The organism is Rhizobium sp. Pop5 (assembly GCF_024721175.1).
Lineage (GTDB): Bacteria > Pseudomonadota > Alphaproteobacteria > Rhizobiales > Rhizobiaceae > Rhizobium.
Genome location: NZ_CP099399.1, coordinates 332,689 through 353,863, shown reverse-complemented (window position 1 = coordinate 353,863; position 21,175 = coordinate 332,689). Strand labels below are relative to the sequence as shown.

24 protein-coding genes and 1 pseudogene are annotated in these 21,175 nt (G+C 60.9%); 6 read left to right on the top strand and 19 right to left on the bottom strand.

The window, feature by feature from the left end; translation table 11 throughout:
- Positions 1-16: 16 nt before the first annotated feature.
- The 7 genes and pseudogenes from flgG to flgF all read right to left on the bottom strand — a co-directional run bounded on the left by flgG (position 17) and on the right by flgF (position 4,897).
- Complete coding sequence (gene flgG / locus NE852_RS03960) at positions 17-805, bottom strand: flagellar basal-body rod protein FlgG (protein ID WP_008523728.1); 789 nt, start codon at positions 803-805, stop codon at positions 17-19.
- 19 nt (positions 806-824) lie between these two features.
- Complete coding sequence (locus NE852_RS03955) at positions 825-1,166, bottom strand: flagellar hook-basal body complex protein FliE (protein WP_008523731.1); 342 nt, start codon at positions 1,164-1,166, stop codon at positions 825-827.
- Between the two features lie 3 nt (positions 1,167-1,169).
- On the bottom strand, positions 1,170-1,586 hold the full coding sequence (gene flgC, locus NE852_RS03950) for a flagellar basal body rod protein FlgC (RefSeq protein WP_008523733.1): 417 nt from the start codon (positions 1,584-1,586) through the stop codon (positions 1,170-1,172).
- A 5-nt stretch (positions 1,587-1,591) separates the two neighbouring features.
- On the bottom strand, positions 1,592-1,984 hold the full coding sequence (gene flgB / locus NE852_RS03945; protein ID WP_008523735.1) for a flagellar basal body rod protein FlgB: 393 nt from the start codon (positions 1,982-1,984) through the stop codon (positions 1,592-1,594).
- 162 nt (positions 1,985-2,146) lie between these two features.
- Positions 2,147-2,689, bottom strand: a complete 543-nt coding sequence (locus NE852_RS03940; RefSeq protein WP_258156207.1) for a flagellar protein — start codon at positions 2,687-2,689, stop codon at positions 2,147-2,149.
- 2 nt (positions 2,690-2,691) lie between these two features.
- Positions 2,692-4,089 carry a flagellar protein export ATPase FliI gene (gene fliI, locus NE852_RS03935; RefSeq protein ID WP_008523739.1) on the bottom strand — a complete coding sequence of 466 codons (1,398 nt, stop codon included), beginning with the start codon at positions 4,087-4,089 and terminating at the stop codon, positions 2,692-2,694.
- A gap of 74 nt (positions 4,090-4,163) precedes the next feature.
- A pseudogene (flgF, locus tag NE852_RS03930) lies at positions 4,164-4,897 on the bottom strand (flagellar basal-body rod protein FlgF).
- A 253-nt stretch (positions 4,898-5,150) separates the two neighbouring features.
- Here flgF and motA point away from each other — a divergent pair.
- From motA to NE852_RS03900, 6 genes are all read left to right on the top strand, one after another.
- Complete coding sequence (motA, locus tag NE852_RS03925; protein ID WP_008523742.1) at positions 5,151-6,023, top strand: flagellar motor stator protein MotA; 873 nt, start codon at positions 5,151-5,153, stop codon at positions 6,021-6,023.
- A complete protein-coding gene (locus NE852_RS03920; RefSeq protein WP_258156206.1) occupies positions 6,024-6,974 on the top strand; it encodes a FliM/FliN family flagellar motor switch protein in 951 nt (316 codons plus the stop codon).
- Positions 6,975-7,039: 65 nt separating this feature from the next.
- Positions 7,040-7,627, top strand: coding sequence for a flagellar motor switch protein FliN (gene fliN / locus NE852_RS03915; RefSeq protein ID WP_258156205.1), 588 nt, complete (start codon positions 7,040-7,042; stop codon positions 7,625-7,627).
- Positions 7,628-7,655: 28 nt separating this feature from the next.
- Positions 7,656-8,696: a flagellar motor switch protein FliG gene (gene fliG, locus NE852_RS03910; protein ID WP_008523761.1), complete on the top strand. Its 1,041-nt coding sequence runs from the start codon at positions 7,656-7,658 to the stop codon at positions 8,694-8,696.
- Between the two features lie 234 nt (positions 8,697-8,930).
- Positions 8,931-10,010, top strand: coding sequence for a flagellar biosynthesis protein FlhB (flhB, locus tag NE852_RS03905; RefSeq protein ID WP_008523772.1), 1,080 nt, complete (start codon positions 8,931-8,933; stop codon positions 10,008-10,010).
- Positions 10,011-10,015: 5 nt separating this feature from the next.
- Positions 10,016-10,459, top strand: a complete 444-nt coding sequence (locus tag NE852_RS03900; RefSeq protein WP_258156204.1) for a hypothetical protein — start codon at positions 10,016-10,018, stop codon at positions 10,457-10,459.
- Between the two features lie 61 nt (positions 10,460-10,520).
- On the opposite strand, the gene visR is transcribed toward NE852_RS03900, so the two are convergent.
- From visR to NE852_RS03840, 12 genes are all read right to left on the bottom strand, one after another.
- Positions 10,521-11,267: a transcriptional regulator VisR gene (visR, locus tag NE852_RS03895; RefSeq protein ID WP_008523775.1), complete on the bottom strand. Its 747-nt coding sequence runs from the start codon at positions 11,265-11,267 to the stop codon at positions 10,521-10,523.
- An 8-nt stretch (positions 11,268-11,275) separates the two neighbouring features.
- Positions 11,276-12,022, bottom strand: coding sequence for a transcriptional regulator VisN (gene visN / locus NE852_RS03890; RefSeq protein ID WP_008523777.1), 747 nt, complete (start codon positions 12,020-12,022; stop codon positions 11,276-11,278).
- A gap of 595 nt (positions 12,023-12,617) precedes the next feature.
- A complete protein-coding gene (gene fliF, locus NE852_RS03885) occupies positions 12,618-14,306 on the bottom strand; it encodes a flagellar basal-body MS-ring/collar protein FliF (protein ID WP_008523779.1) in 1,689 nt (562 codons plus the stop codon).
- Positions 14,307-14,416: 110 nt separating this feature from the next.
- Complete coding sequence (locus tag NE852_RS03880; protein WP_008523780.1) at positions 14,417-14,809, bottom strand: hypothetical protein; 393 nt, start codon at positions 14,807-14,809, stop codon at positions 14,417-14,419.
- A gap of 16 nt (positions 14,810-14,825) precedes the next feature.
- Complete coding sequence (gene cheD, locus NE852_RS03875) at positions 14,826-15,380, bottom strand: chemoreceptor glutamine deamidase CheD (RefSeq protein WP_008523781.1); 555 nt, start codon at positions 15,378-15,380, stop codon at positions 14,826-14,828.
- Positions 15,377-15,766: a response regulator gene (locus NE852_RS03870; protein WP_003556488.1), complete on the bottom strand. Its 390-nt coding sequence runs from the start codon at positions 15,764-15,766 to the stop codon at positions 15,377-15,379. Before NE852_RS03870 ends, cheD begins: the two co-directional genes overlap by 4 nt.
- Positions 15,766-16,809: a protein-glutamate O-methylesterase CheB gene (cheB, locus tag NE852_RS03865; protein WP_008523788.1), complete on the bottom strand. Its 1,044-nt coding sequence runs from the start codon at positions 16,807-16,809 to the stop codon at positions 15,766-15,768. The genes NE852_RS03870 and cheB overlap by 1 nt, the downstream gene beginning before the upstream one ends.
- Positions 16,806-17,714 carry a protein-glutamate O-methyltransferase CheR gene (gene cheR, locus NE852_RS03860; RefSeq protein ID WP_008523791.1) on the bottom strand — a complete coding sequence of 303 codons (909 nt, stop codon included), beginning with the start codon at positions 17,712-17,714 and terminating at the stop codon, positions 16,806-16,808. The genes cheB and cheR overlap by 4 nt, the downstream gene beginning before the upstream one ends.
- On the bottom strand, positions 17,711-18,178 hold the full coding sequence (locus tag NE852_RS03855) for a chemotaxis protein CheW (RefSeq protein ID WP_008523793.1): 468 nt from the start codon (positions 18,176-18,178) through the stop codon (positions 17,711-17,713). Before NE852_RS03855 ends, cheR begins: the two co-directional genes overlap by 4 nt.
- A gap of 4 nt (positions 18,179-18,182) precedes the next feature.
- Positions 18,183-20,480: a chemotaxis protein CheA gene (locus NE852_RS03850; protein WP_258156203.1), complete on the bottom strand. Its 2,298-nt coding sequence runs from the start codon at positions 20,478-20,480 to the stop codon at positions 18,183-18,185.
- Positions 20,481-20,497: 17 nt separating this feature from the next.
- Entirely contained in the window at positions 20,498-20,863 is a 366-nt protein-coding gene (gene cheY1, locus NE852_RS03845) for a chemotaxis response regulator CheY1 (protein WP_003570362.1), read from the bottom strand.
- Entirely contained in the window at positions 20,860-21,156 is a 297-nt protein-coding gene (locus NE852_RS03840; protein ID WP_008523807.1) for an STAS domain-containing protein, read from the bottom strand. The genes cheY1 and NE852_RS03840 overlap by 4 nt, the downstream gene beginning before the upstream one ends.
- Between the last annotated feature and the right edge of the window lie 19 nt (positions 21,157-21,175).

The window sequence follows — 21,175 nt, the reverse complement described above, 5'->3', positions numbered from 1 at the left end:
GTTTCGGCCCTTCCCTTTACTTCAGGTTCTTGCTGACGATGGAGGCCATTTCATCAGCTGTCGTGATCACCTTGGAATTCATTTCGTAAGCACGCTGGGCCGATATCAGCTCGGTGATTTCCTTCACCGGGTCGACGTTCGAAGATTCCAGGTAACCCTGTTTCATGTAGGCGAAGCCTTCCTCATCCGGGTTGCCGATGACGGCTTCGCCGGATGCCGGGGTCTGCTGGAAGAGGTTGTCGCCGATCGGCTGGAGGCCCGCTTCGTTGACGAAGTCGGCAAGCGTCAGCTGGCCGAGCGTGGTCGGGGTGGTCTGGCCGGGCAGCTTGGCGCTCACTTGGCCGGAGCGGCTGATGGTCAGCTCCGTCGAGCCCTGCGGGATGGTGATGCCGGGGAGGACTTCATAGCCGTCTGTGGTGACGAGCTGGCCCTGATCGTTCTTGTTGAAGGCGCCGGCGCGGCTATAGAGCGTGGTGCCGTCGGTCGACTGGATCTGGAAGAAACCCTTGCCGATCAGCGCCACGTCGAGGTCGTTGCCGGTCTGGGTGAGTTCGCCCTGGAGATGCAGGTTGCGGACCGCCGAGGTCTGGACGCCGAGGCCGATATTGGCGCCTTCCGGAACGACGGCCTGGTTGGCGCGGTTGGCAACGCCCTTGGCACGTTCGGTCTGGTAGAGAAGGTCGGTGAACTCGGCGCGGGCGCGCTTGAATCCCGTCGTATTGATGTTGGCGATATTGTTCGCGATGACTTCCAGATTGGTCTGCTGGGCATCCATGCCCGTTGCTGCGATGGCGAGCGCTCTCATGTGTTCGTCCTCAAATCAGTTACATCTGCATCTTGGTGACTTCGAGAAAGGCCGAGACGACCTTGTCGCGGATGGCAATCGCGGTCTGCAGCGTCTGCTCGGCCTGCAGCATGGAATCGACGACTTCGCGCGTCGTCGCCGTGCCCTTGATGCCGGCAAAGGACATGCTTTCCGCACCCTTCAGGCTGGTGACGGCATCGGTCGCCATGTTGCCCATGACGGAGGCGAAGCTCAGGCCATTCGTAGCGCCCGCTGTGCCCGGCATGGTGGCCGCGGACGACGAGGCGGAATTTTCGGTATCGACGGCGCCGAGCGCACGGGTCATCGAAAGACTGCTGACATTCTGGACGCTGCTGATCATTGATTATTGGCTCTTCAGAAGATCGATCGTGGACGAAACGAGGTCGCGGGTCTGCTTGATGGTCTGCAGGTTGGCGTCATACGAGCGGTTGGCTTCGCGCATGTCGGCCATCTCGACCAGGATGTTGACGTTCGGCAGCTTGACGACACCCTTTTCGTTCGCCGCCGGATTGCTGGGGTCGAATTCGGTACTGAAATCGCCTTCGTCGACGCCGACCTTCTTGACGTTGACGGTTTCGACGCCACTCGTGCGATCCATCTGCTGGCCGAAGGTGATCGTCTTGCGGCGATAGGGGTCGGCGCCGGGCGTGTCGCCGGTCGAACGGGCGTTGGCGATGTTTTCCGAGACGATGCGCAGGCGCGTCGACTGCGCCTCAAGCCCGGAACCGGCGATTTTCATTGCTGCTGCAAGCGGATCCATGACTTTTACTTCCTGACGGTCATCAGCATCATGCGGTTGAAGGAACTGACCAGCGAGGTGTTCAGATCGTACTGGCGCTTGATATCGCCAGACTTGGAGAGCTCTTCGGCCAAACCGACCGTGTTGCCGGATTCCTGGATGCCGATTTCCTGGTCGAGGGCGGCGTCCTTGACGTCGATATCGCCGCTCTCGCTGAAATCATTGCCGCTCAAATGCGCCGGATTGGTGCGCGTCATGGTGATGTCGGACTTATCCAGCACGGCATCAAAAGGCGTGACGTCCTTGGCGTGGAACTTTGGGGTGTTGGCATTCGCGATGTTGCCAGCAACAACCTGCTGACGGATCGTCAGCCATTCCGCCTGCCGCGAAGCCAAGTCGAAAAGTTGGATCGGTTGCATGAGAACTCTCCGTTTTTACTGTCCCGAACCTAGTGGGGTAATCTTGCGTGGGACTTACGGGAATTCAGCCGTGGAGCTGCTTCTCGGCGAAGGCCCGGCCGTTAAAAGAACAAGGGCTCCGGCCGGTTCGCGGCGGAGCCCTGTTGCCGTTTGCGGACAGGTTCAATTGTTCTGGTAGGTGTCGCCCTTGGAGGTAACGATCACCCACTTGCCGTCGCGCTGCTCAAGTGCCGCAAGGCGGCTTTCATCGGGCAGGATCGAGCCGATACGAACCACATACATTCCAGAGGGATCCTCGATCAACGCCCGGCCGTTGGAGACGTGCAGCAGGCGGAAGGAAGATTTACCTGGGAAGGGCTGGTCTTCCAGGATGGGGCCGCCGTCGCGCTCCTTGCCGAGGTCGGAGACCGTCGCCGTCGTCAGCGGATCGATTGGCGGGGGCTTCTTGTCCGGCTCGTTCTTGTTGACCATGGCAAGCGGCGAAACGCTGAAGACGTTGCGGGCCGGCCAATCCGGCAGCTCGCGCGAATTGCCGCTCGTGGCAACATTGATGCCGAACTTGTCCTCGTTGAAGAAGACGTACCAGGGGAAGAAGGCGGAGGCGCCGGCAAGCGCCAGGCCAGCGAAGGTCAGAAACCGGTCCAGCATGGCGGTCTTCCTGCGCTGCTTCAGGGAAGCGATGCGTTCGTCGTCGAATTCAGCCACGTCTATCTCCTCTGGATGGGTCCGCCCGGATTGCCCATACCGGCTGCGGCCTTGAGCGCGCCGGCGAGATCGGCAAAGGCGTCGGGCGACTCGCGATCACCCGGCGACTGTTTCAGGACGTCGTAAATGATCGGCACCTGCTTGACCGCCATATCGAGATCTGGATCGGCGCCCTGGCGGTAACCGCCGATCATGCGCAGGTCGCGCGTCTCCTCGAAGCGGTGGATCAGAACCTTGAGCCGCGACACCAGCTTTTCCTGATCCGGCGTCCAGGCCTTGCGGGCAAGACGCGAGATCGAGGCGAGCGGATCAATCGGCGGATAGCGCCCCTCTTCGGCAAGGCTGCGCTGCAGGACGATATGACCGTCGAGGATGCCGCGCGTCGAATCGGCGATCGGGTCGTTATGGTTGTCGCCATCGACGAGGATCGAGATGATCGCCGTGATCGTGCCGGCGCCCTCGGGACCGGGACCTGCGCGTTCCAGAAGGCGGGGCAGCTCGGTGAAGACGGAAGCAGGATAACCGCGCGCGATCGGCGGCTCGCCGGAAGCGGTCGCCACTTCTCGGATCGCATGGGCGAAGCGCGTGATGCTGTCGACGATGAAGAGGACGTTCTCGCCCTTGTCGCGGAAATGCTCGGCGATGGTGACGGCCGTCAGCGGGGCCATTTTGCGCAGCATCGGGCTCTCGTCGCTTGTGGCGACGACGGCGATTGCCTTCTTCATGTTGCTGCCGAGCGTGTCCTCGATGAATTCACGCACCTCGCGGCCGCGTTCGCCAACGAGCGCAATCACCACCTTGTCGAAGGCATCGGCACGGGCGAGCATGGACAACAGCGTCGACTTGCCGACGCCAGAACCGGCGAAGATGCCGAGGCGCTGCCCGAGGCAGAGCGGCGAGAAGATATCGATCGCGCGCACGCCGGTCTTGAAGCCGGTCTCCACCCGCTTGCGGGTCATCGAGGGCGGCGCGGTATTGGAAATCGAGCGGCGATCAAGACCCTCGGTGATCGGACCCAGCCCGTCGATCGGCTCGCAGAGCGAATTGAGGGTGCGTCCGCACCAGCTGTCCGACGGTGAGATGCGGAAGGCGCCCTTGCGGATGACCGTATCGTGGATGCCGATCGGCTCGCCCGGTTCGATCGGGCAGACATAAATCAATTCCGGCTCGACGCGCACGACCTCGCCGAGGTGGATGCCGGTGGCCGATTTATGAGCCACGAACTCTCCGAGGCGAACGTGGCGCGACAGGCCGCGGACGGTATAGTGACCGGCGGCGATGGTCTGCACGCGGCCGCCATGGGCAACGGCAAACTCCGGCGAGACGTATCGATCGACGAGGTCTGCCAGGTGCGCCAGCTTCGGAGAAAGACTATCTTCGGACAGCAGCGCGGTGCTCATGCTTCAAATCCCGCCCGGAAATACGCCGCGTGCAATATGCTGCCTGCGCCCGGACTTTTTTTGGGCGACATGCATCAGCGGCTGCCCCCGAGCGTCTGGACGGCTTCCTTGAACGATCCTCGCTGTCGCGCATCAGCGACGAGACGCTTTCAAAGGCGCGGTTGACTTCGATCAGCTGGGTGATCTCGCGCATCGCATTGACATTGGAATTTTCGAGATAGCCCTGTTCGACACCGACATTGAAGCGGTCGACGACGGCGCGCGGCTGCTCGGTGGTCATGATGCCGCTGTTTTCGTAGCGCAGGTAGCCCTTGCCGATATCGGCTTCAAACAGGCCGAGAGAGGCGACCTGGCGGCCACCCTGATAGATGATGCCATCGGTGCCGACGGCCGGTTCGCCGCCCTTGGTGTTGAGCTGGATCGGTGCGCCGCCGGCATCGAGAACGGGATATCCCCTGATCGAGACGAGCTCGCCCGTGTCCTTGAGCGTGAAGCGGCCATCCCGCGTCAGCACGCGGCCGGCCGGCGTATCGAGCGAAAACCAGGCATCGCCCTTGATGGCGAAATCGAGCATGTTGCCGGTGTGCTGCAGTTCGCCGTTCTGCTCGTTCAGATAGTCGTTGCCCTGGGAAACGAAGGCGACCTTGGTGTTCAGCTTGTTCTTGGTGTTCGCCACCATCTCATCGAACTTCACCTCGGTGGCGCGAAAACCGGTCGTGTTCACGTTCGCCATGTTGTCCGCAATGGTGTTGAGGCGCTTTTCCAAGGCCATCTGCGACGACAGAGAAACATAAAGACCGGATTGCATGTCGGTAAGCTCCAAGCATTGGCGATGAACGGAACGAAAAGCCGGGCGTCGTCTGTCTGGTTCGGCCGGAATTTCGCTGAGGCGGCATCTCAGAAACGAGCGCGGACGCCCATTCGTCACCTATAGACTGACGGCAGATGCTTGCGCGAAGCTGGCACACGCAAACGCCCCGCGAGCAGCCCTTTCATCAGCCTCACGCAAGGCAGAAACCCTATCCGTCTCAGAGAAAAGCAACGTTCGGATTGGGCTGACGATGAATATTATTATCGGATTTATTGTTGTCTGCGGCTGTATCGTCGGCAGCTTCATGGCGATGGGCGGCGAAGTGAACGCCCTGTTTCAGCCCTTCGAGTTCCTCATCATTGGCGGCGCCGGCCTCGGCAGCTTCATCATGGCGAACCCGATGAAGGTGGTGAAGGATTCCGGAAAGGCGCTCGGCGAAAGTTTTAAGCACGCTGTGCCGAAGGAACGCAATTATCTCGATACGCTCGGCGTGCTTTATTCGCTGATGCGCGACCTGCGCACCAAATCACGAAACGAAATCGAAGCCCATATCGACAACCCGGCTGATTCGACCATCTTCCAGCTCGCTCCGACCGTTCTGAAGAACAAGGAACTGACGGCCTTCATCTGCGATTACGTGCGTCTGATCATCATCGGCAACGCCCGCAGCCACGAAATCGAGGCGCTGATGGACGAAGAGCTCAACACCATCATGCACGACAAGATGAAGCCCTATCACGCGATCCAGATCATGGGCGATTCCTTCCCGGCGATCGGTATCGTCGCGGCCGTTCTCGGCGTTATCAAGGCGATGGCTCATATCAACGATTCGCCTGAAGTGCTCGGCCACCTGATCGGCTCGGCGCTCGTCGGCACCTTCCTCGGCATTATCCTGTCCTACTGCGTCTGCTCGCCGCTGGTCTCCCAGATCAAGATCGTGCGCAGCAAGCAGCACCGCCTTTACGTCATCGTCAAGCAGACGCTGCTTGCCTATATGAACGGGTCGGTGCCTCAGGTCGCTCTCGAATACGGCCGCAAGACGATCTCGGCTTACGAGCGTCCCTCCATCGATGCTGTCGAACAGGAAATGATGAACCCAGGCGGCGAAAACAAGGCGGCTTAAATGACCACGAGCAATGCGTCGCATGACAAACCGGCAATGGATCCTGCCCTTCTTGCCAAGCTGACGGGCGGGCTCGGCGACAAAGGCAGGGTCGCCAAGATCTGCAGCTCCTTCGGCGATATCTACAGCGAATTCTTTCCCGACGTCATCAAGAGCGAAACAGGCCTCGACGTGACGGTCAACTATATCGGTTGCGAGATCGGCTACAAGAACCACCTGATCGACGACCTCAGCGCCAACGTCACGCTCGTCGACGCGACGCTGCGAAACTGGTCGCAGAACATCACGCTTGCCTGCGGCAACGGTTTCGTCATCACGCTGATGGAGCATCTGCTCGGCGCCACGGCCGATACGATCGAAGAACCGGCCGACAGGCTGCTGTCGATCATCGAACTCGATCTGGCCGTCATGGTCTTCGACAAAATCGCGAAAGTGCTGCGCTCGGCCGTCAACGCGCCCGGTGGTTTCGAACTGAGCCTTTCGGCCCCGCATGCCCATGACGCGCGCGCCAAGCCGCCGGAAGACCGTCCGGACGAATTCGCCGCCGCCATCAACATGTCGATCACGCTTGCCGGCATCGTTTCGGAATTCTCGCTGATCGTTCCGCAGACGGCGCTGCTCAAGACCACGGTGACGCCGCCGAAACCGAAGCGCCAGGCCGGCGCCAAGTCGCCGGAATGGGCCGAACAGCTCGGCGACCAGGTCCGGCGCTCGCAGGTCACGCTGGAAGCCAAGATCAGGCTGCAGGATCTGACGCTGCGCACGATATCGAAGCTCATGGTCGGCGACGTCATTCCGTTCCGCGACCGCGGCGACGTGCGCGTCGAGGTCAGCGCCAACAGCAAGGAACTGTATGTGTGCGAGTTCGGGCGTTCAGGCGAAAACTACATGGTCCGCGTCAAGGATACGATGAACTCGGATGACGAACTCATCCGTCATTTAATGAATTAATCGGTTCTCTGGCTTTTGGGCTGCAACGGCAGTTTGAGGCAAGTTTCAACTGGAATAGTGATTTCATGGCAACGAAGAAAACACAGCAGAACAGCGACTTCCCCCTGGACGTTCCGGGCACCGAGGCAGATCTCGACCAGGCGATCGACGATCTGCGCGGCGTCCTGAAGAAGGATGTCGACGGCGACCTGCCGCAGTTTGGCGACGACCTGCAGAACGACGCCTTCGGAGCAGGAACGGACTTGTCGCCCTTCGGCGGCGATGTCTCTGAAAACCCTTTCGGCAGCGACGATTTCGGCGGCGATTTCGGCGCCGGCGATGCCAGCCCGGCTGCCGGCATGGATTTCGGCGCCAGCTCCTCCTTCGAAGCCTCCCCGGCTCCGCTCGGCAGTGCGCTGACCTCCAATTTCGACCTGATCATGGACATCCCGATCGATGTCCAGATCATGCTCGGCACCAGCCGCATGCAGGTCTCCGGCCTGATGAACCTGAATGAAGGGGCGACGATCGCCCTCGACAAGAAGATCGGCGAACCGGTCGAGATCATGGTGAACGGCCGCAGGATTGCACGCGGCGAGATTACGGTGCTTGATAACGACGACACCCGATTCGGTGTGAAGCTGATAGAAGTTTTGAGTACGAAAAAAGCCTGATCCCTGTGTGGGACGGAGAGGTTAGACCATGATGGACTTTGACGATTTCGGCGGCGCGCTAGCCGGGAAACCGTTGACCCAGGCTGAAAAGGCGGCGGCTGTTCTTCTCGCGATGGGAAAAGGAGTCGCCGGCCGGCTGTTGAAATATTTTACCCAGGCCGAACTGCAGACCATTATCGCATCCGCCCAGTCGCTGCGTGCCATTCCGCCGGACGAGCTGCTCTCGCTCGTCGGCGAGTTCGAAGACCTCTTCACCGAGGGCGCCGGCCTGATGGACAATGCCAAGGCGATCGAGGCCATTCTGGAAGAAGGCCTGACGCCCGACGAGGTCGACAGCCTGCTCGGCCGCCGCACCGCGTTCCAGGCCTACGAGACATCGATCTGGGATCGCCTCAGCGAGGCGGAGCCGGCATTCGTCGCCCAGTTCCTGCTGCGCGAACACCCGCAGACCGTTGCCTATATTCTTTCGATGATGCCGTCCAACTTCGGCGCCAAGGTGCTGCTGCAGCTTCCCGACAACCGTCGCGCCGACATCATGAACCGCACGGTCAACATGAAGACCGTCAGCCCGAAGGCGGCACAGATCATCGAGAACCAGGTCATGACGCTGCTTGCCGAAGTCGAGGCAGAGCGCAATGCGGCCGGCTCGACGAAGGTCGCCGACCTCATGAACGAACTCGACAAGCCGCAGGTCGACACGCTGCTCACCTCGCTGGAATCGATCAGCCGCGAGTCGGTCAACAAGGTTCGCCCGAAGATCTTCCTCTTCGAGGACCTCATGTACATGCCGCAGCGCAGCCGCGTCCTGCTGCTCAACGACATCTCGACCGACGTGCTCACCGTCGCGCTGCGCGGCTCGCCTGCCGAGATCCGCGAATCGGTTCTCTCCGCCATCAGCCCGCGCCAGCGCCGCATGATCGAATCGGATCTGCAGAACGGCATGGGCGGCGTCAATCCGCGCGAGATCGCCATTGCACGGCGCGCCGTGGCGCAGGAAGCGATTCGCCTGGCCAACTCAGGCCAGATCGAGCTGAAGGAGAAGGAAGGCGACGCCTCGGCGGCTGCCTAACTCTTCGAGACTGTTGACAAAAGAGGCATGCCGAAAGGCAGCTGTTGATCGCCGTCCGACAGGCGACTACCCTTCTGACAATAGGCTGCGCTCTAAAGCGCGTCGCATGGAACCAGAGTTCCATGCGACGCGCTTTAGGTCTTTGTTTTGATGCATGTCGTCATCCCAAAACCGCTGCATATCTTGGGCGAACTGCATTAGCTGCCGCCTGTTTCTTTGACGGAGGGCCGCGACTTGGCAGATGATGACAAGGACAGCAAAACAGAAGCCCCGACCGCGAAGAAGCGAACCGATGCCGCGGAGAAAGGCAATGTACCGTTTTCGCGCGAGCTGTCGATCTTCGCGACCATCCTCGCCACCTTCATCTATCTGGTGTTCTTCCTTCCCGACAGCGTCGGGCGCCTGAGCGAGACGCTACGCGACATCTTCGAGCAGCCCGACCAGTGGAAGATCGAAACGGGGCCGGATATTTTGGCGCTCTTCGTCAAGCTCGGCTGGGCAAGTGCGGCGCTGCTCGCGCCCGCCTTCATCCTGTTCATGGTGTTCGGCATCGCCTCCTCCATTTTCCAGAATCTGCCGACTCCGGTGCTCGAACGCATCCGGCCGCAGGCCTCGCGGATCTCTCCGGTCAAGGGCTGGAGCCGGCTCTTCAGCCTGCCAGGCCTCATCGAATTCGCAAAGTCGCTGTTCAAGGTCGTCGTCGTCGGGATTATCCTGTTCTTCGTGCTGAGGAGCGAATATTTCAGCTCGATCGATGCGATGTTCTCCGATCCGCAGACGATCCTCCTCCGGATGATGACGGCGATGCGCAAGATCGTCATCGTCATGCTGATCGCAACCGCGATGGTGGCAATCGCCGACCTTTTCTGGACGCGACATCACTGGTTCACCGAGCTGAAGATGACGCGCCACGAGGTGAAGGAAGAAAACAAGCAGGCGCAGGGCGATCCCTTCGTCAAGAGCCGGCAGCGCTCGCTGATGCGGGACCGCGCACGCCGGCGCATGATCGCCAACGTGCACCGGGCGACGCTCGTCATCGCCAACCCGACGCACTATGCGGTGGCGCTGCGCTACGCGCGCGAAGAAAACGATGCCCCTATCGTGCTGGCCAAGGGGCAAGACCTCATCGCGCTCAAGATCAGGGAGATCGCGGAGCAGAACGGCATACCGGTGTTCGAGGATCCGCCACTCGCGCGCTCCATGTTTGCGCAAGTCTCGGTCGATAGTGTCATACCGTCAGTCTTCTATAAGGCCGTTGCGGAGCTGATCCATCGGGTCTACGCCGCAGACGCCAAGAACAAACGGGTAAGATAAGCCGAATGAAAAAATGCCCTCACTCTGCCCAGCGTGAAAAGATCCTCGCAGAGGCGATCAGCCCGGTCGCCACGGAACTGCGCCTTCTGGATGCCTCTGACCTTATTTCTTTGCTGCGCTTCGAGTATTACGGCAACCTTTCCGATCTCGTCGCTTCGGCAGCGGAGCTTTTCTTTCACCCGGGCACGGTGAATTTCGGCCTGGGCGGAAACTATACGCTAGAGTGGGGCGGCAAGCCGGAAGTCGTTCTCGATCTCGAAATCAAGCCGCGCGGCGTCACCGTCTATGCGCAGCTCACCCTTGCCGAAGATCATGCCGGCATCGAGATCAACCATATCGCGTTCCAGGCCCCCTCGGCCGATCCCGACGAGAATACCGTCTTCCTGGAGAAGAGCCTTCGAGAATCACGCTACAGCGTGAACCAGCCGCCGCGAGCACTGGCGAGCTGACCTTCCCTCAAGACAATGAAGATCTGATGCGCCCTTCTGATAACGAAGGGCGCGCGCGGTTTCAGCTGATATAGCCGAGCCGGATCGCCTTCGCGATCGCCTGAATGCGGTTGACGGAATCGAGCTTAATGGTCGCCGAGCCGAGATAAGCGTTCACGGTATGCACGGAGAGGCCGAGCTTGTCGGCAATCTCTTCGCTGATGCGGCCGTCGCCGGCAAGCTGCAGACAGGCGATTTCGCGTTCGCTGAGCGCCTCGGCAGCAGCCGCGCGACGCTCGTCGAGCGAGAGCAGATCCATCATGATGTGGCAGCACCGGCCATGCAGTTCGACGATCGTATCGCTCGACGGGTCGAGTTCATCGCCGGTGAACAGGATGAAGCCGTTGCCGACGGCGCCGAGCCGCACGGGAAAGGCGAGGCCGGAAAAAGGCAGGATACCGTCCTTCAGCCGCGTCATAAACGGCGCGAAGTCCGCCGGGCCGGGTGCGGCACGATCGTAGCCGCCGGCCCATGAAAGCGGCAGCAGCGATTTTTCGATATGATCGAGGAGGATATCGCCATAGGCATCCGTGAAGGCCTTGCCGAAACCAGCATTGGACGAGCCCCAATTTTCGAGCTCGCAAACCAGGCGCTGCTTTGCCGGCAGGCCAGAGCCGCTGACGCGGTAGATCGCAAACCCCTGAGCATCGGCGAGCTTCTGCATGGCGATCAGCCGCGGAAAGAGATCGGACCGGCTGGAAATTCTGCTCACCCGCACGGTGCGCAGCTGCTCGGCGCCGCTCATTGTTCTGCCTGATGGATGCGCCATGGCTCCCCCTACACGAGATTGTTGCGGACGGCGAAGGCAATGGCCTCGGACCGGGTCTTGGTCGCCGTCTTGCGCATCACGCTGGTAATGTAGTTGTTGATCGTATTGCGGGAGATTCCGAGGATCATGGCGATCTCGTCGCTGGTCTTGCCCTCGGCGATCCAGAACAGGCATTCGAGCTCGCGGTCCGTCAATTCGAAATCGCGGTCGACCCTCGTGCCGCCGCACCGGAGGAAGCTCGCGACATAGCCCGCAAGCAGGCCCACATCCCGCAGACGCTCCGGCGAAAGGATAAATCCTTCGCCGAACAGGAACATCAGGGCGAGGCGCGACCGGCCGACATTGAAGGTCAACGAACAATATTGGCGGCTGGCGCCGTCAGGCACATCGGCATGATCGGGCAGAAGTGCGAAATTCGGCTGGAAGACCTGCATGCATTTTTCGAGCTCGGTCGAACGAGCATAGCCGCTGACCAGCTCATTGGCGATGTCCTTGACCAGATCGAAGGGCCAGTCCGACGACACGATGAAATCAAGGCCGCTTTCCTGGATCAGATCGCAGCGCGCCAGCAGGTAGTGTGAAGCACCGACATATTCCGTCAACGCCCGCAGCCCCGACTGCAACCTGCCGGTGTCGGCGACACCGTGCAGGCGCCGAATCAATTCATCGCGCGGCAATAGACCCGGTGCCGCCAAGCTCGCGAAATTCACCATCTGCCCCTCGCCTCTGCTCGCCTGAAATATGTTCATATCCATTGGCAATTTCCTGCGGCTGAGGAACGATCAAACTCGGTGCAACAGCAATTTTTGCGTAGAGGATTCAATTCAAGTCCCACTCGAATCCCATTTCAGAATCATTCAAGGGTAAGACAGCCGATGCAAATCACCATCTCCGACTTCTGGGGATTTACTTCCACCGCAGCCCATGCACTGATTCGAGCACCAATTGCGCCCCTCAAGATATAGGGGAGGCTAAGGTGATTCTGGCTGTACCGCAACTTGATTCGCGTTTTACGCGAGTGATCCACAGCAAGTCTATCCGCCTTCCCACAGCTCCAATTCAATGCAAGTGATACTTTATTCCTATTCAAGCTCCCTGCGTTGAGCATATCGAAAAGGGGCTTAACAACTTCGCGACGATGTAGCTCTCGTATTTTTTCGGACTGCACAGAAACGCGCTCTTCGACTGAACGATACTCTCGACTACACGTCAAACCCTGCATCCATACTCTCTGTATTTCGACAATCGGCGACGCAGCGGGTCTTTCTTGCTTTGTAGGGACCGGTAACATTCTCGTTAGGGGCGGCAAAATTTGGTAAAATAGAAAAAGGCCGGTTGCCCGGCCTTTTCTTACGCTGCGTCGTCGATTGCCCATTTCCTGAGGATTTTCGCGGCGCGCTCCTCGTTGATTTCGACCATGCGGGCGAGCTTGCGTTCCGGGCCCTCCTTGACGCGACGGTTGAAATTGCCGTCGTCGTCGCCGAGGCTGAGAAGATCCTCGGTGCTGTCGAAGCCGAAGTCGGAGCCGAAGCCGTCCATGAGAGCCCCTCCGGGCGCTCCGGCCGCCGGGGCAAAGTCGGGAAGCTCGAGGCCGACCGCTTCCGGCGTGGCGTCGCCGAGAACCGCGGTGGAGTTGCCGCTGACGCTGCGCACCAGAGGCCGCAGACCCATCCAGACCACCACGAAGGCGACCGCGACGAAGGCGAGCGAGTTGATGATGCCGGCAAGGTTGCGGCTCAGCATATCCATGACGTGGACGCCGCTGCTGGCCTCTTCGAGCAGCTGGTTCTCGAGGAAGTCCATGGCCGTGACGGTAACGACGTCGCCGCGCTTGGCGTCGATGCCGGCCGCCGAAGCAACGATCTTCTGCATTTCGGCGACATAGGCGTCGATCTTGGCCTGATCGGCGGGCTCGCCGACCATCTTGGCGATGCGGCCCCTGTTGACCACCACCGCGATCGAAAGCTTCTCGACCTTGTAGCTGTTGCGGGTCGTCGCCGTCGTCTTGCTGTTGATTTCGTAGTTGGTCTGCTCTTCGCGCTTGTCGGACTTGTCCTGCGATTCGGGTCCGGCGGAGCCGCCGGCTTGCGGAGCCGCCTGCGGAATGTTCTGCTCGACGGTCGTCGCGCTGTCGGACTGCTTCTGCTGAGACTGTTGGGCTTCCTTGGTCGAGCGGACCGAGCGTTCGACCTTGGATTCCGGATCGTAGGTGGTTTCCTGGATCTGCTGGGCGTCCGTGTTGAGATCGGCGGTGACGCTGGAGCGGAAATTGTCCATGCCGAGGAAGGGGGCGAGCGCCTTGTCGATGTTGGATTCGACTTCCTGCTGGACGTTCTGCACGATGCTGAGCGAGCGATTCAGCGAGCTGTTGCTCGCCTCGTCACCTGATGCAAGCAGCTGGCCGGCGGAATCGAGGATCGTCACATCATCGACGTCCAGCCCCGGCACGGCCGAGGCGACGAGGTGGCGGATCGAGGTGGCGGCGCTGCGTCCGGTGGCGGCACTTGCGCGAATCATGACGGAGGCGGTCGGTTTCTGCTCCGCCTTCCGGAAGTTTCCGACCTCCGGCATGACGATATGGACGCGAGCGGCTGTTATACCCGAGATCGACTGGATGGTACGGGCGATTTCGCCTTCCAGAGCCCGAACCCGCGTCACCTCCTGCATGAAGGAGGTCAGGCCGAGAGAACCGACATTGTCGAAAAGTTCATAACCGGCATTGGCGCTGTTCGGCAGGCCGCGTTCGGCAAGCATCAGACGGGCCTTGCCCGTCATTCCCGCGGGAACGGTGATGCTGGAACCGTCCGTACCGACCTGGAAATTGATGTTGGCTTCGGCCAGCGCCATGCTGATCTGGTTGAGATCGGGAGAATCCAGGCCGACATAGAGCGTTTCCTGTGCCGGCTTGTTGACGAAAAGGGCAGCCGCAAGGACGATTGCGATGGAAACGGCGCCGACGCCTCCCAGAATCATCAGGCGTGTTCGGCCTAGGGCACCAAAGTTCTTAAAAATCTGAACTAATTGATTTAACAGATTCATTCTGTTCTCGCGCGATCCGTCAAAGACAAAGCAGGCTTATTGCCTCATCTGACGATTAATCGGCGAAACTTGTGCGAGCGTTTCGTAAGAGCGCGCGGAGTGAAAAGCTGCTAGAAGAAATCGAAGTCGCCGGCCGCCTTGCTCAGCGGCTGGGAGTGCCCGTGGCGCGTGGCGCCGCCGAGCGCCTTCTGCATCTCCGCCAGTTTGACGAGGCTGAGGGCCGTGGCGACGTCCACCGTCCAGCCGTGCGGGATTTCGCCGGTGATGGTGTCGATGAATTCGGCAAGGCCGCGCGACTTCTGCACCGCGAGATCGATACCCTGCATGACCTTCATGGCGTCGGGCGAATTCAGGACGTCGGCGCCGCCGCCGAGTTCGAGAAGCTGCGGCTCGATGCGCTCGATGAGGTAGGCGACGTCGTGCAGTTCGGAAACGATGCGCATCAGGATGTCGCTCAGCGCTTCGACAGGCGCGGGCGGCTCCATCACGGGGGTAAATGTCATATGAAAATCCTCGCCATCAAAAAAATTCGATACTGGTTTCGACGGGCTTCTGCGGAGCGGCGGGGCGCTGCTCGAGAGCGACGGTTCTCTGCGTTTCGGCGCCGGTCAGGGGGTATTGCCGGGCACGACCGGAGACCGGCCAATATTCAAGCTTGCGTCCATGCTCTCCGCCGGTGGAGGAACCGACTACCGGAATGCCTTCATCCCTCAGGAACTGCACGGCAAAGGCCGCGTTCTGCTCACCGACATTGGAGAATGTCGAGATCGTCTTCGCGCCGCCGAAGATCTTTGCCTCCAGCCGGTCGCGCCGGGCGCCCTGCTTCAGGAGACCGTTGATCAGCAATTCCATCAGATGCACGCCGTAGCGCGTGGCATCGCCGCCGGTCATCGGCGAGTTCGCCGTGCCGGGCAGCAAGAAGTGGTTCATACCGCCAACGCCGGCGACAGGATCTCGGAGGCACGCAGCCACGCACGAGCCGAGAATGGTCGAGAGCACCGCATTCGGGTCGCTCAAAACCTTGTACTCGCCCTGAATGATGTGCACGCGGCGGGCTGCCCCCTCATTGATCATTTCAAGGCTCCAAACACGGCTTCAATAGCCGCTTTCATCTTTTCGATCGTGAACGGCTTTGCGAGCACGTTGTTGGCGCCGAGCTGGGCCGCCTTCTGCACCAGCGCGCGGTCACCCTGGGCGGTGAGGATGATGAAGGCCGCCTTCTTGGTGTTGGGATTCGTGCGCACCGCCTGAAGGAAGCCGATGCCATCCATCTTCGGCATGTTGAAATCCGAGATCACCAGGTGGTGCGGTTGCTCGGCCATGATCTTCATGCCCTGCTCGCCGTCGCCTGCGGACGTGATCTGCTTGAAGCCGAGCTGGGTCAGCGCATCGCTGAGCAGCAACCGGCTCGTTACCTGATCGTCAACGATCAGAACTTTGATTTTCTCCGCGATCGACATTATTCGGTCCCTTCCTTTCGGGCGGCTGTCATTTTCAATATTTCCTCACCGATGGCAGACAGGGGCAGCTGCTGCTCAACGGCGCCAAGTTCGTGGGCAACCCTTGGCATTCCGTAAACGACACAGGTTTTTTCGTTCTGGCCGAGCGTTCTGGCGCCGGCGTGGCGCATTTTCAACAATCCGGCCGCGCCATCGCGGCCCATTCCGGTCAGGATCACGCCGACGGCGTTGCGGCCTGCCAGCTCCGCGACCGAATCAAAGAGCACGTCGACTGACGGTCGGTGTCCGTTGACCGGCGGCCGGTCGACAAGACGGCAGCAGGGCGCGGAAGCACTGGTGACCTGGAGATGACGCTCACCGCCGGGCGCCAGATAGATCTTGCCGATTTCGAGACGGGCGCCGTCGGTCGCTTCCTGCACCACCGGCGCGCAGAGGCGGTTCAGCCGCTCGGCGAAGCTCTTGGTGAAGGTCGGCGGCATATGCTGGGTGATGACGGTCGGCGGGCAATTCGCCGGAAACTTCTGCAGCACGGCGATCAGCGCCTCGACGCCGCCGGTCGACGAGCCGATGGCGACGATCTTGCGGCCGACGCGGAAATCCGCGACGGCGGGCGGCGGTGCGACGGCGGCCACAGGCTGAGAAAACTGGCGCTGCGTGCGCGCGGCCGCCTTGACCTTCTCGGCGAGGTCGCCGAAGGGCCTGGGTTCGCCCGGCGCAGGTTTACCGACGCAGTCGAAGGCACCGATCTCAAGCGCCGCAAGCGTGGCCTCCGCGCCACGATGCGTCATCGTAGATACCATGATGACGGGCATGGGACGCAGCGTCATGATCTTTTCGAGGAAATCGAGGCCGTTCATGTTCGGCATCTCGATGTCGAGCGTCACGACATCCGGATTCAGCCGCTTGATCGCCTCGCGCGCCTCAAGCGCGTCGCCGGCCTGGCCGATGACATTGACTTCGGGATCCGAACTCAGGACGGCGGTGATCAGGCCGCGCATCGTCGGCGAGTCGTCAACAACAAGAACTCTTGCCGGCGCGCTCATGCCTTCCTCCCGAGAGCCTTGGTGGTGTAGCGATAGGTGGTGATGCCGATATTGTCGAAGACGTGTTTCGCCTCGCCCGAAACACGCTCGGAATGGCCGATGTAGAGATGGCCGCCTTCCGGCAGCAGGCCGGCGAAACGCTGCCAGATCTTCATCTGCGTCGGCTCGTCGAAATAGATGACGACGTTGCGGCAGAAGATGACGTCGAACTTGCCCTTGAACGGCCACTGCGCCATCAGGTTCAGCTCATTATAGGTAATCAGCCGCTTGACACGGTCATCGACCTGGAACTTCCGGCGCCCCTGCACCTCAACTTCGCTGAACCATTGCTTGCGCATGGCAGGCGATACGGTTTCGAGCGCGCTTTCGTCATAAGCGCCGGCCCGGGCGATCGCGAGAATCTTAGGATCGATGTCGGTCGCCAGAATCTTGAAGTCATAATCGGCAACATTCGGCATCAGCGACAGCACGGTCAGGGCGATCGAATAGGGCTCCTGCCCGTCGGAGGAGGCGGCCGACCAGATGCGCACCCTGCCGCCCGATCTCGCCCGCTGCAGAAGCTCCGGCAGGACGTGGTCCCGCAGATGCTCAAAATGATGGTTTTCGCGAAAGAACCGGGTGAAATTGGTCGTCAGATGCGAAAGCATTTCGCGGCGCGCCGCAGCGCCGGCCGGCGAAGCGACCAGGGTGCAATATTCGCGGAAGCCGGACAGGCCGAGATTGCGGATATGCTTCGACAGACGGGAATAGACGAGCGAAGCCTTCGTCTCGTTGAGGAAGATGCCGGCATCCGAATAGATCATCGCGGCGATTTCCGTGAGGTCGCGGCGCGTCAGCGGATATTCCCCGCTCGCCAGGACCTCGTCGGCTCCCTGCCGCTGATCTTTTGCGCCCATTGCATTCATGCGGCTTCGCTTTCGGTTTCGGGGAAGAGGGCTTCGAGTTCGATCAGGCAGATCATGCGCTTCTCGATGGCCAGAACGCCGCGGGCAAACTGACGTTCGAGGTCGGAGGAGATCTCGGGCGTCGGCTGGATGATTTCGTCGGTGACGGTCAGAATGTCGGAAACGGCGTCGACCAGAAGGCCGACGACCTTGCGCCGGACCTGGGCGACGATGATGACATGACGGGCGGTCGGATCCGCCGGCTTCATGCCGAGCCGGGCCGAAAGGTCGATGATCGGCAGCACTGCGCCGCGCAGGTTGATGACACCCAGCATATAGGTCGGCGAATGCGGCATCGCGGTCGCCGGGGTCCAGCCCCGGATTTCGCGAACCGACATGATGTTCACGCAAAATTCCTGATCCCCGATGCGGAACGCAATCAGCTCGCGATCCCCCTGGTTCAGATTTTTTACAGTGTACGACATTGCCTTATCCTACCGCTGCTAACGACATTTCCGCTTTGAGCGACTGGCCGCGCGAGGCGCCGACAACCGCGTCGACATCGAGGATGAGAGCCACGCGACCGTCGCCGAGAATGGTGGCGGCGGCGATGCCCGGCACGTGCGTGTAGTTTGCTTCCAGGCTCTTGATGACCACCTGGCGCTGCCCCTGGATGGCATCGACCATCAGGGCGCGCTGGCCGCCGCCTTCGGATTCCACCAGAAGCGCCACGCCTTCGACCGGATTGGCCTGGGTCGCGCGGAAGTTCAGGATGCGGCCGACATCGACCAGCGGGCAGAACGAATTGCGGATCGAGATCAGCCGGTGGTTCGCGCCGAAGGAGTGGATCGCGGCGGCTTCCGGCTGCAGGGTTTCGACGATCGCGGTCAGCGGCACGACCAGCGTCTGGCCGGCGACGGTGACCACCATGCCGTCGAGGACGGCGAGCGTCAGCGGCAGGCTCATCGTGAAGACCGAGCCGTGGCCGGGCTTCGAGGTGATGTTGATGCGGCCGCCCAGCGCCTGGATCGAGCGCTTGACGACGTCCATGCCGACGCCGCGGCCGGAGATATCGGAGATCTTGTCGGCCGTGGAGAATCCCGGCAGGAAGATCAGGTTGTCGATTTCCTCGTCCGACAGGTTGGCGTCGGCCGGGATGAGGTCGTTGTCGATCGCCTTCTGGCGGACCTTCTCGCGGTTGATGCCGGCGCCGTCGTCGGCAAGCTCGATCAGGATGCGGCCCGAACGATGCTTGGCGGTGAGGCGAACCGTGCCTTCCGTGTTCTTGCCGGCGGCAGCGCGCTTTTCGGGCGTTTCAATGCCGTGGTCGACGGCATTGCGGATCATGTGGGTCAGCGGCTCGGCCAGCTTGTCGATGACGGTCTTGTCGACTTCGGTATTTTCACCTTCGGTGATCAGGCGGATCGACTTGCCGGTCATGTCGGCGATTTCGCGGACGATACGCGACATGCGCTGGAAGACCGGCTTCACCGGCTGAGCGCGGATCGCCATGACCGAGTCCTGGATTTCGCGGGTGAGCTGCTGCAGCTCTTCCAGGCCCATGTTGATCGAGGAGGTGCCGGTCGTGTCGTTTTCGATGACGCTCTGCGACAGCATCGCCTGGTTGATGACCAGTTCGCCGACGAGGTTGATGAGGCGGTCGACGCGGTCGAGATCGACGCGGATCGTCTGGCCGGCACCGGCGGCGTTGTTCTGGGCGGCGGCGTTTGCGGCCGCTGCTGCCGCGGCGGCTGCCGATTCCTTCTTTTCGACGCGAGCGGCGGCTGCGGCCATCTGCGTGACATTGGAGGCGGTTTCAGCGGCGGCAACGGCTGCGGCCGTCTCGTCGGCCCTGACGGCGGCGGGGCTCTCTTCCGCAGCGCTCGATTCATCCAGGATCGACAGATCGAAGGGAACCGGCACCATCGGCAGTTCTTCGTTGGAGTTCGCACCACCCACCGCTTCGTCGACCGGCTTTACCGTCAGTTCGCAATCCCACTCGGCGAATTCGAAGACGGTGCGGATGGCGTCTTCGCCCTTGTCCGTCCTGATTGTAACGTTCCAGAAGAAATAGGCGCCTTCAGGATCGAGCTCCTCGAGGCCCGGCAGGGCATCTGTATTGCAATAGATGGTCATCTCGCCGAGACGCGAGAGGTCGCGCAGCAGCAGGGTGGCGTCATTGCCCTTGGAATAGAGCTCGAAGCGCGGCTTGAAGATGATTTCATAGGCCGGCAGATCGGAGTCGGCATCGCTCTCGCCGCCGAAATCATCAAAAGAGAAGGGAACCGGTTGGAAGCCGCTGTCGTCGGTCGGCTTCGGAGCGGGTGCTGCCGCCGCCGGTGCGGCCGGCTTTGCGGCGGCCTTCGGCGCGGGGGCTTCGGCGGCTGCGGAGGGAGACGGCAATTCGCCGTTGGCGAGCGCCTCAAGTTCCTTGACGAGACCGCGGCTGCGGCTTTCATCGACGCTGCCGCCGTCGCGCGCTGCATTCGTCAGGTCGGCGAGCACGTCAGCCGACTTCAGCATCACTTTCAGGACGTCCTGGGTCGGTTCGAGCTTGTTGGAACGAACGCAATCGAGAGTGGTCTCGAAAACATGGGCGAAGGCTACCAGATCGTCAAGGCCGAAGGCGCCAGCGCCACCCTTGATCGAATGCACGGCACGGAACACCGCGTTGACGGTTTCCGGATCGCGATCGCCATCATTCATTTTCAGAAGACCGGATTCCAACTCGGCGAGCTGTTCCTCGCACTCCTGGAAAAAGATCTCTTTGATTTCGTTCATATCCATAGGAGAAAATCCTGGGTTTAAGCGGTTACACGCTCAATGGCATCGATCAGCTTGGCCGGGTCGAAAGGCTTGACGATCCAGCCCGTGGCACCGGCCTGGCGGGCGCGGTTCTTCTTTTCCGCGTCGCTTTCGGTGGTCAGGACCAGGATCGGGATCGCCCGATATTTCTCGTTGCGGCGCACACCCTCGATGAAACCGAAGCCGTCGAGACGCGGCATGTTGATGTCGGTCACGATGACGTCGGGATTGGACTCTTCGAGAACCTCGAGGCCCTCGACGCCGTCTTCGGCCTGGATCGTCTCGAAGCCTGCATTGTTCAACGTCACCAGAAGCATATTCCGGATGGTGCGGGAGTCATCCACGGTAAGCACTTTTTTCTTCATTGCCGAATCTCCTTGGCGAGCAGGTGGTCAATATTGACGCCAACCAGCTGCATGGTTTTCTCAAATGCATCGGACACCTTGGAAAAGGTGAACGGCTGCTTGTCCTGCTCCCAGGTCTTCTCGGCGGACATCAGAACCTGAGCACAAAGAGCACCGATCCGTTCGACGCCGGATGCGTCGATCGAAAGACCGCTGCCGCGCAGCGAGAGGAGCTTGTCGCGCAAGGCTGAAGCCTCGTTGAGGTCGAGCACCGCTGTCAAATTCAGCGTCTTGCCACTCTTCTTTGCTACCATCAGCTTTTCCTTGTCCCCT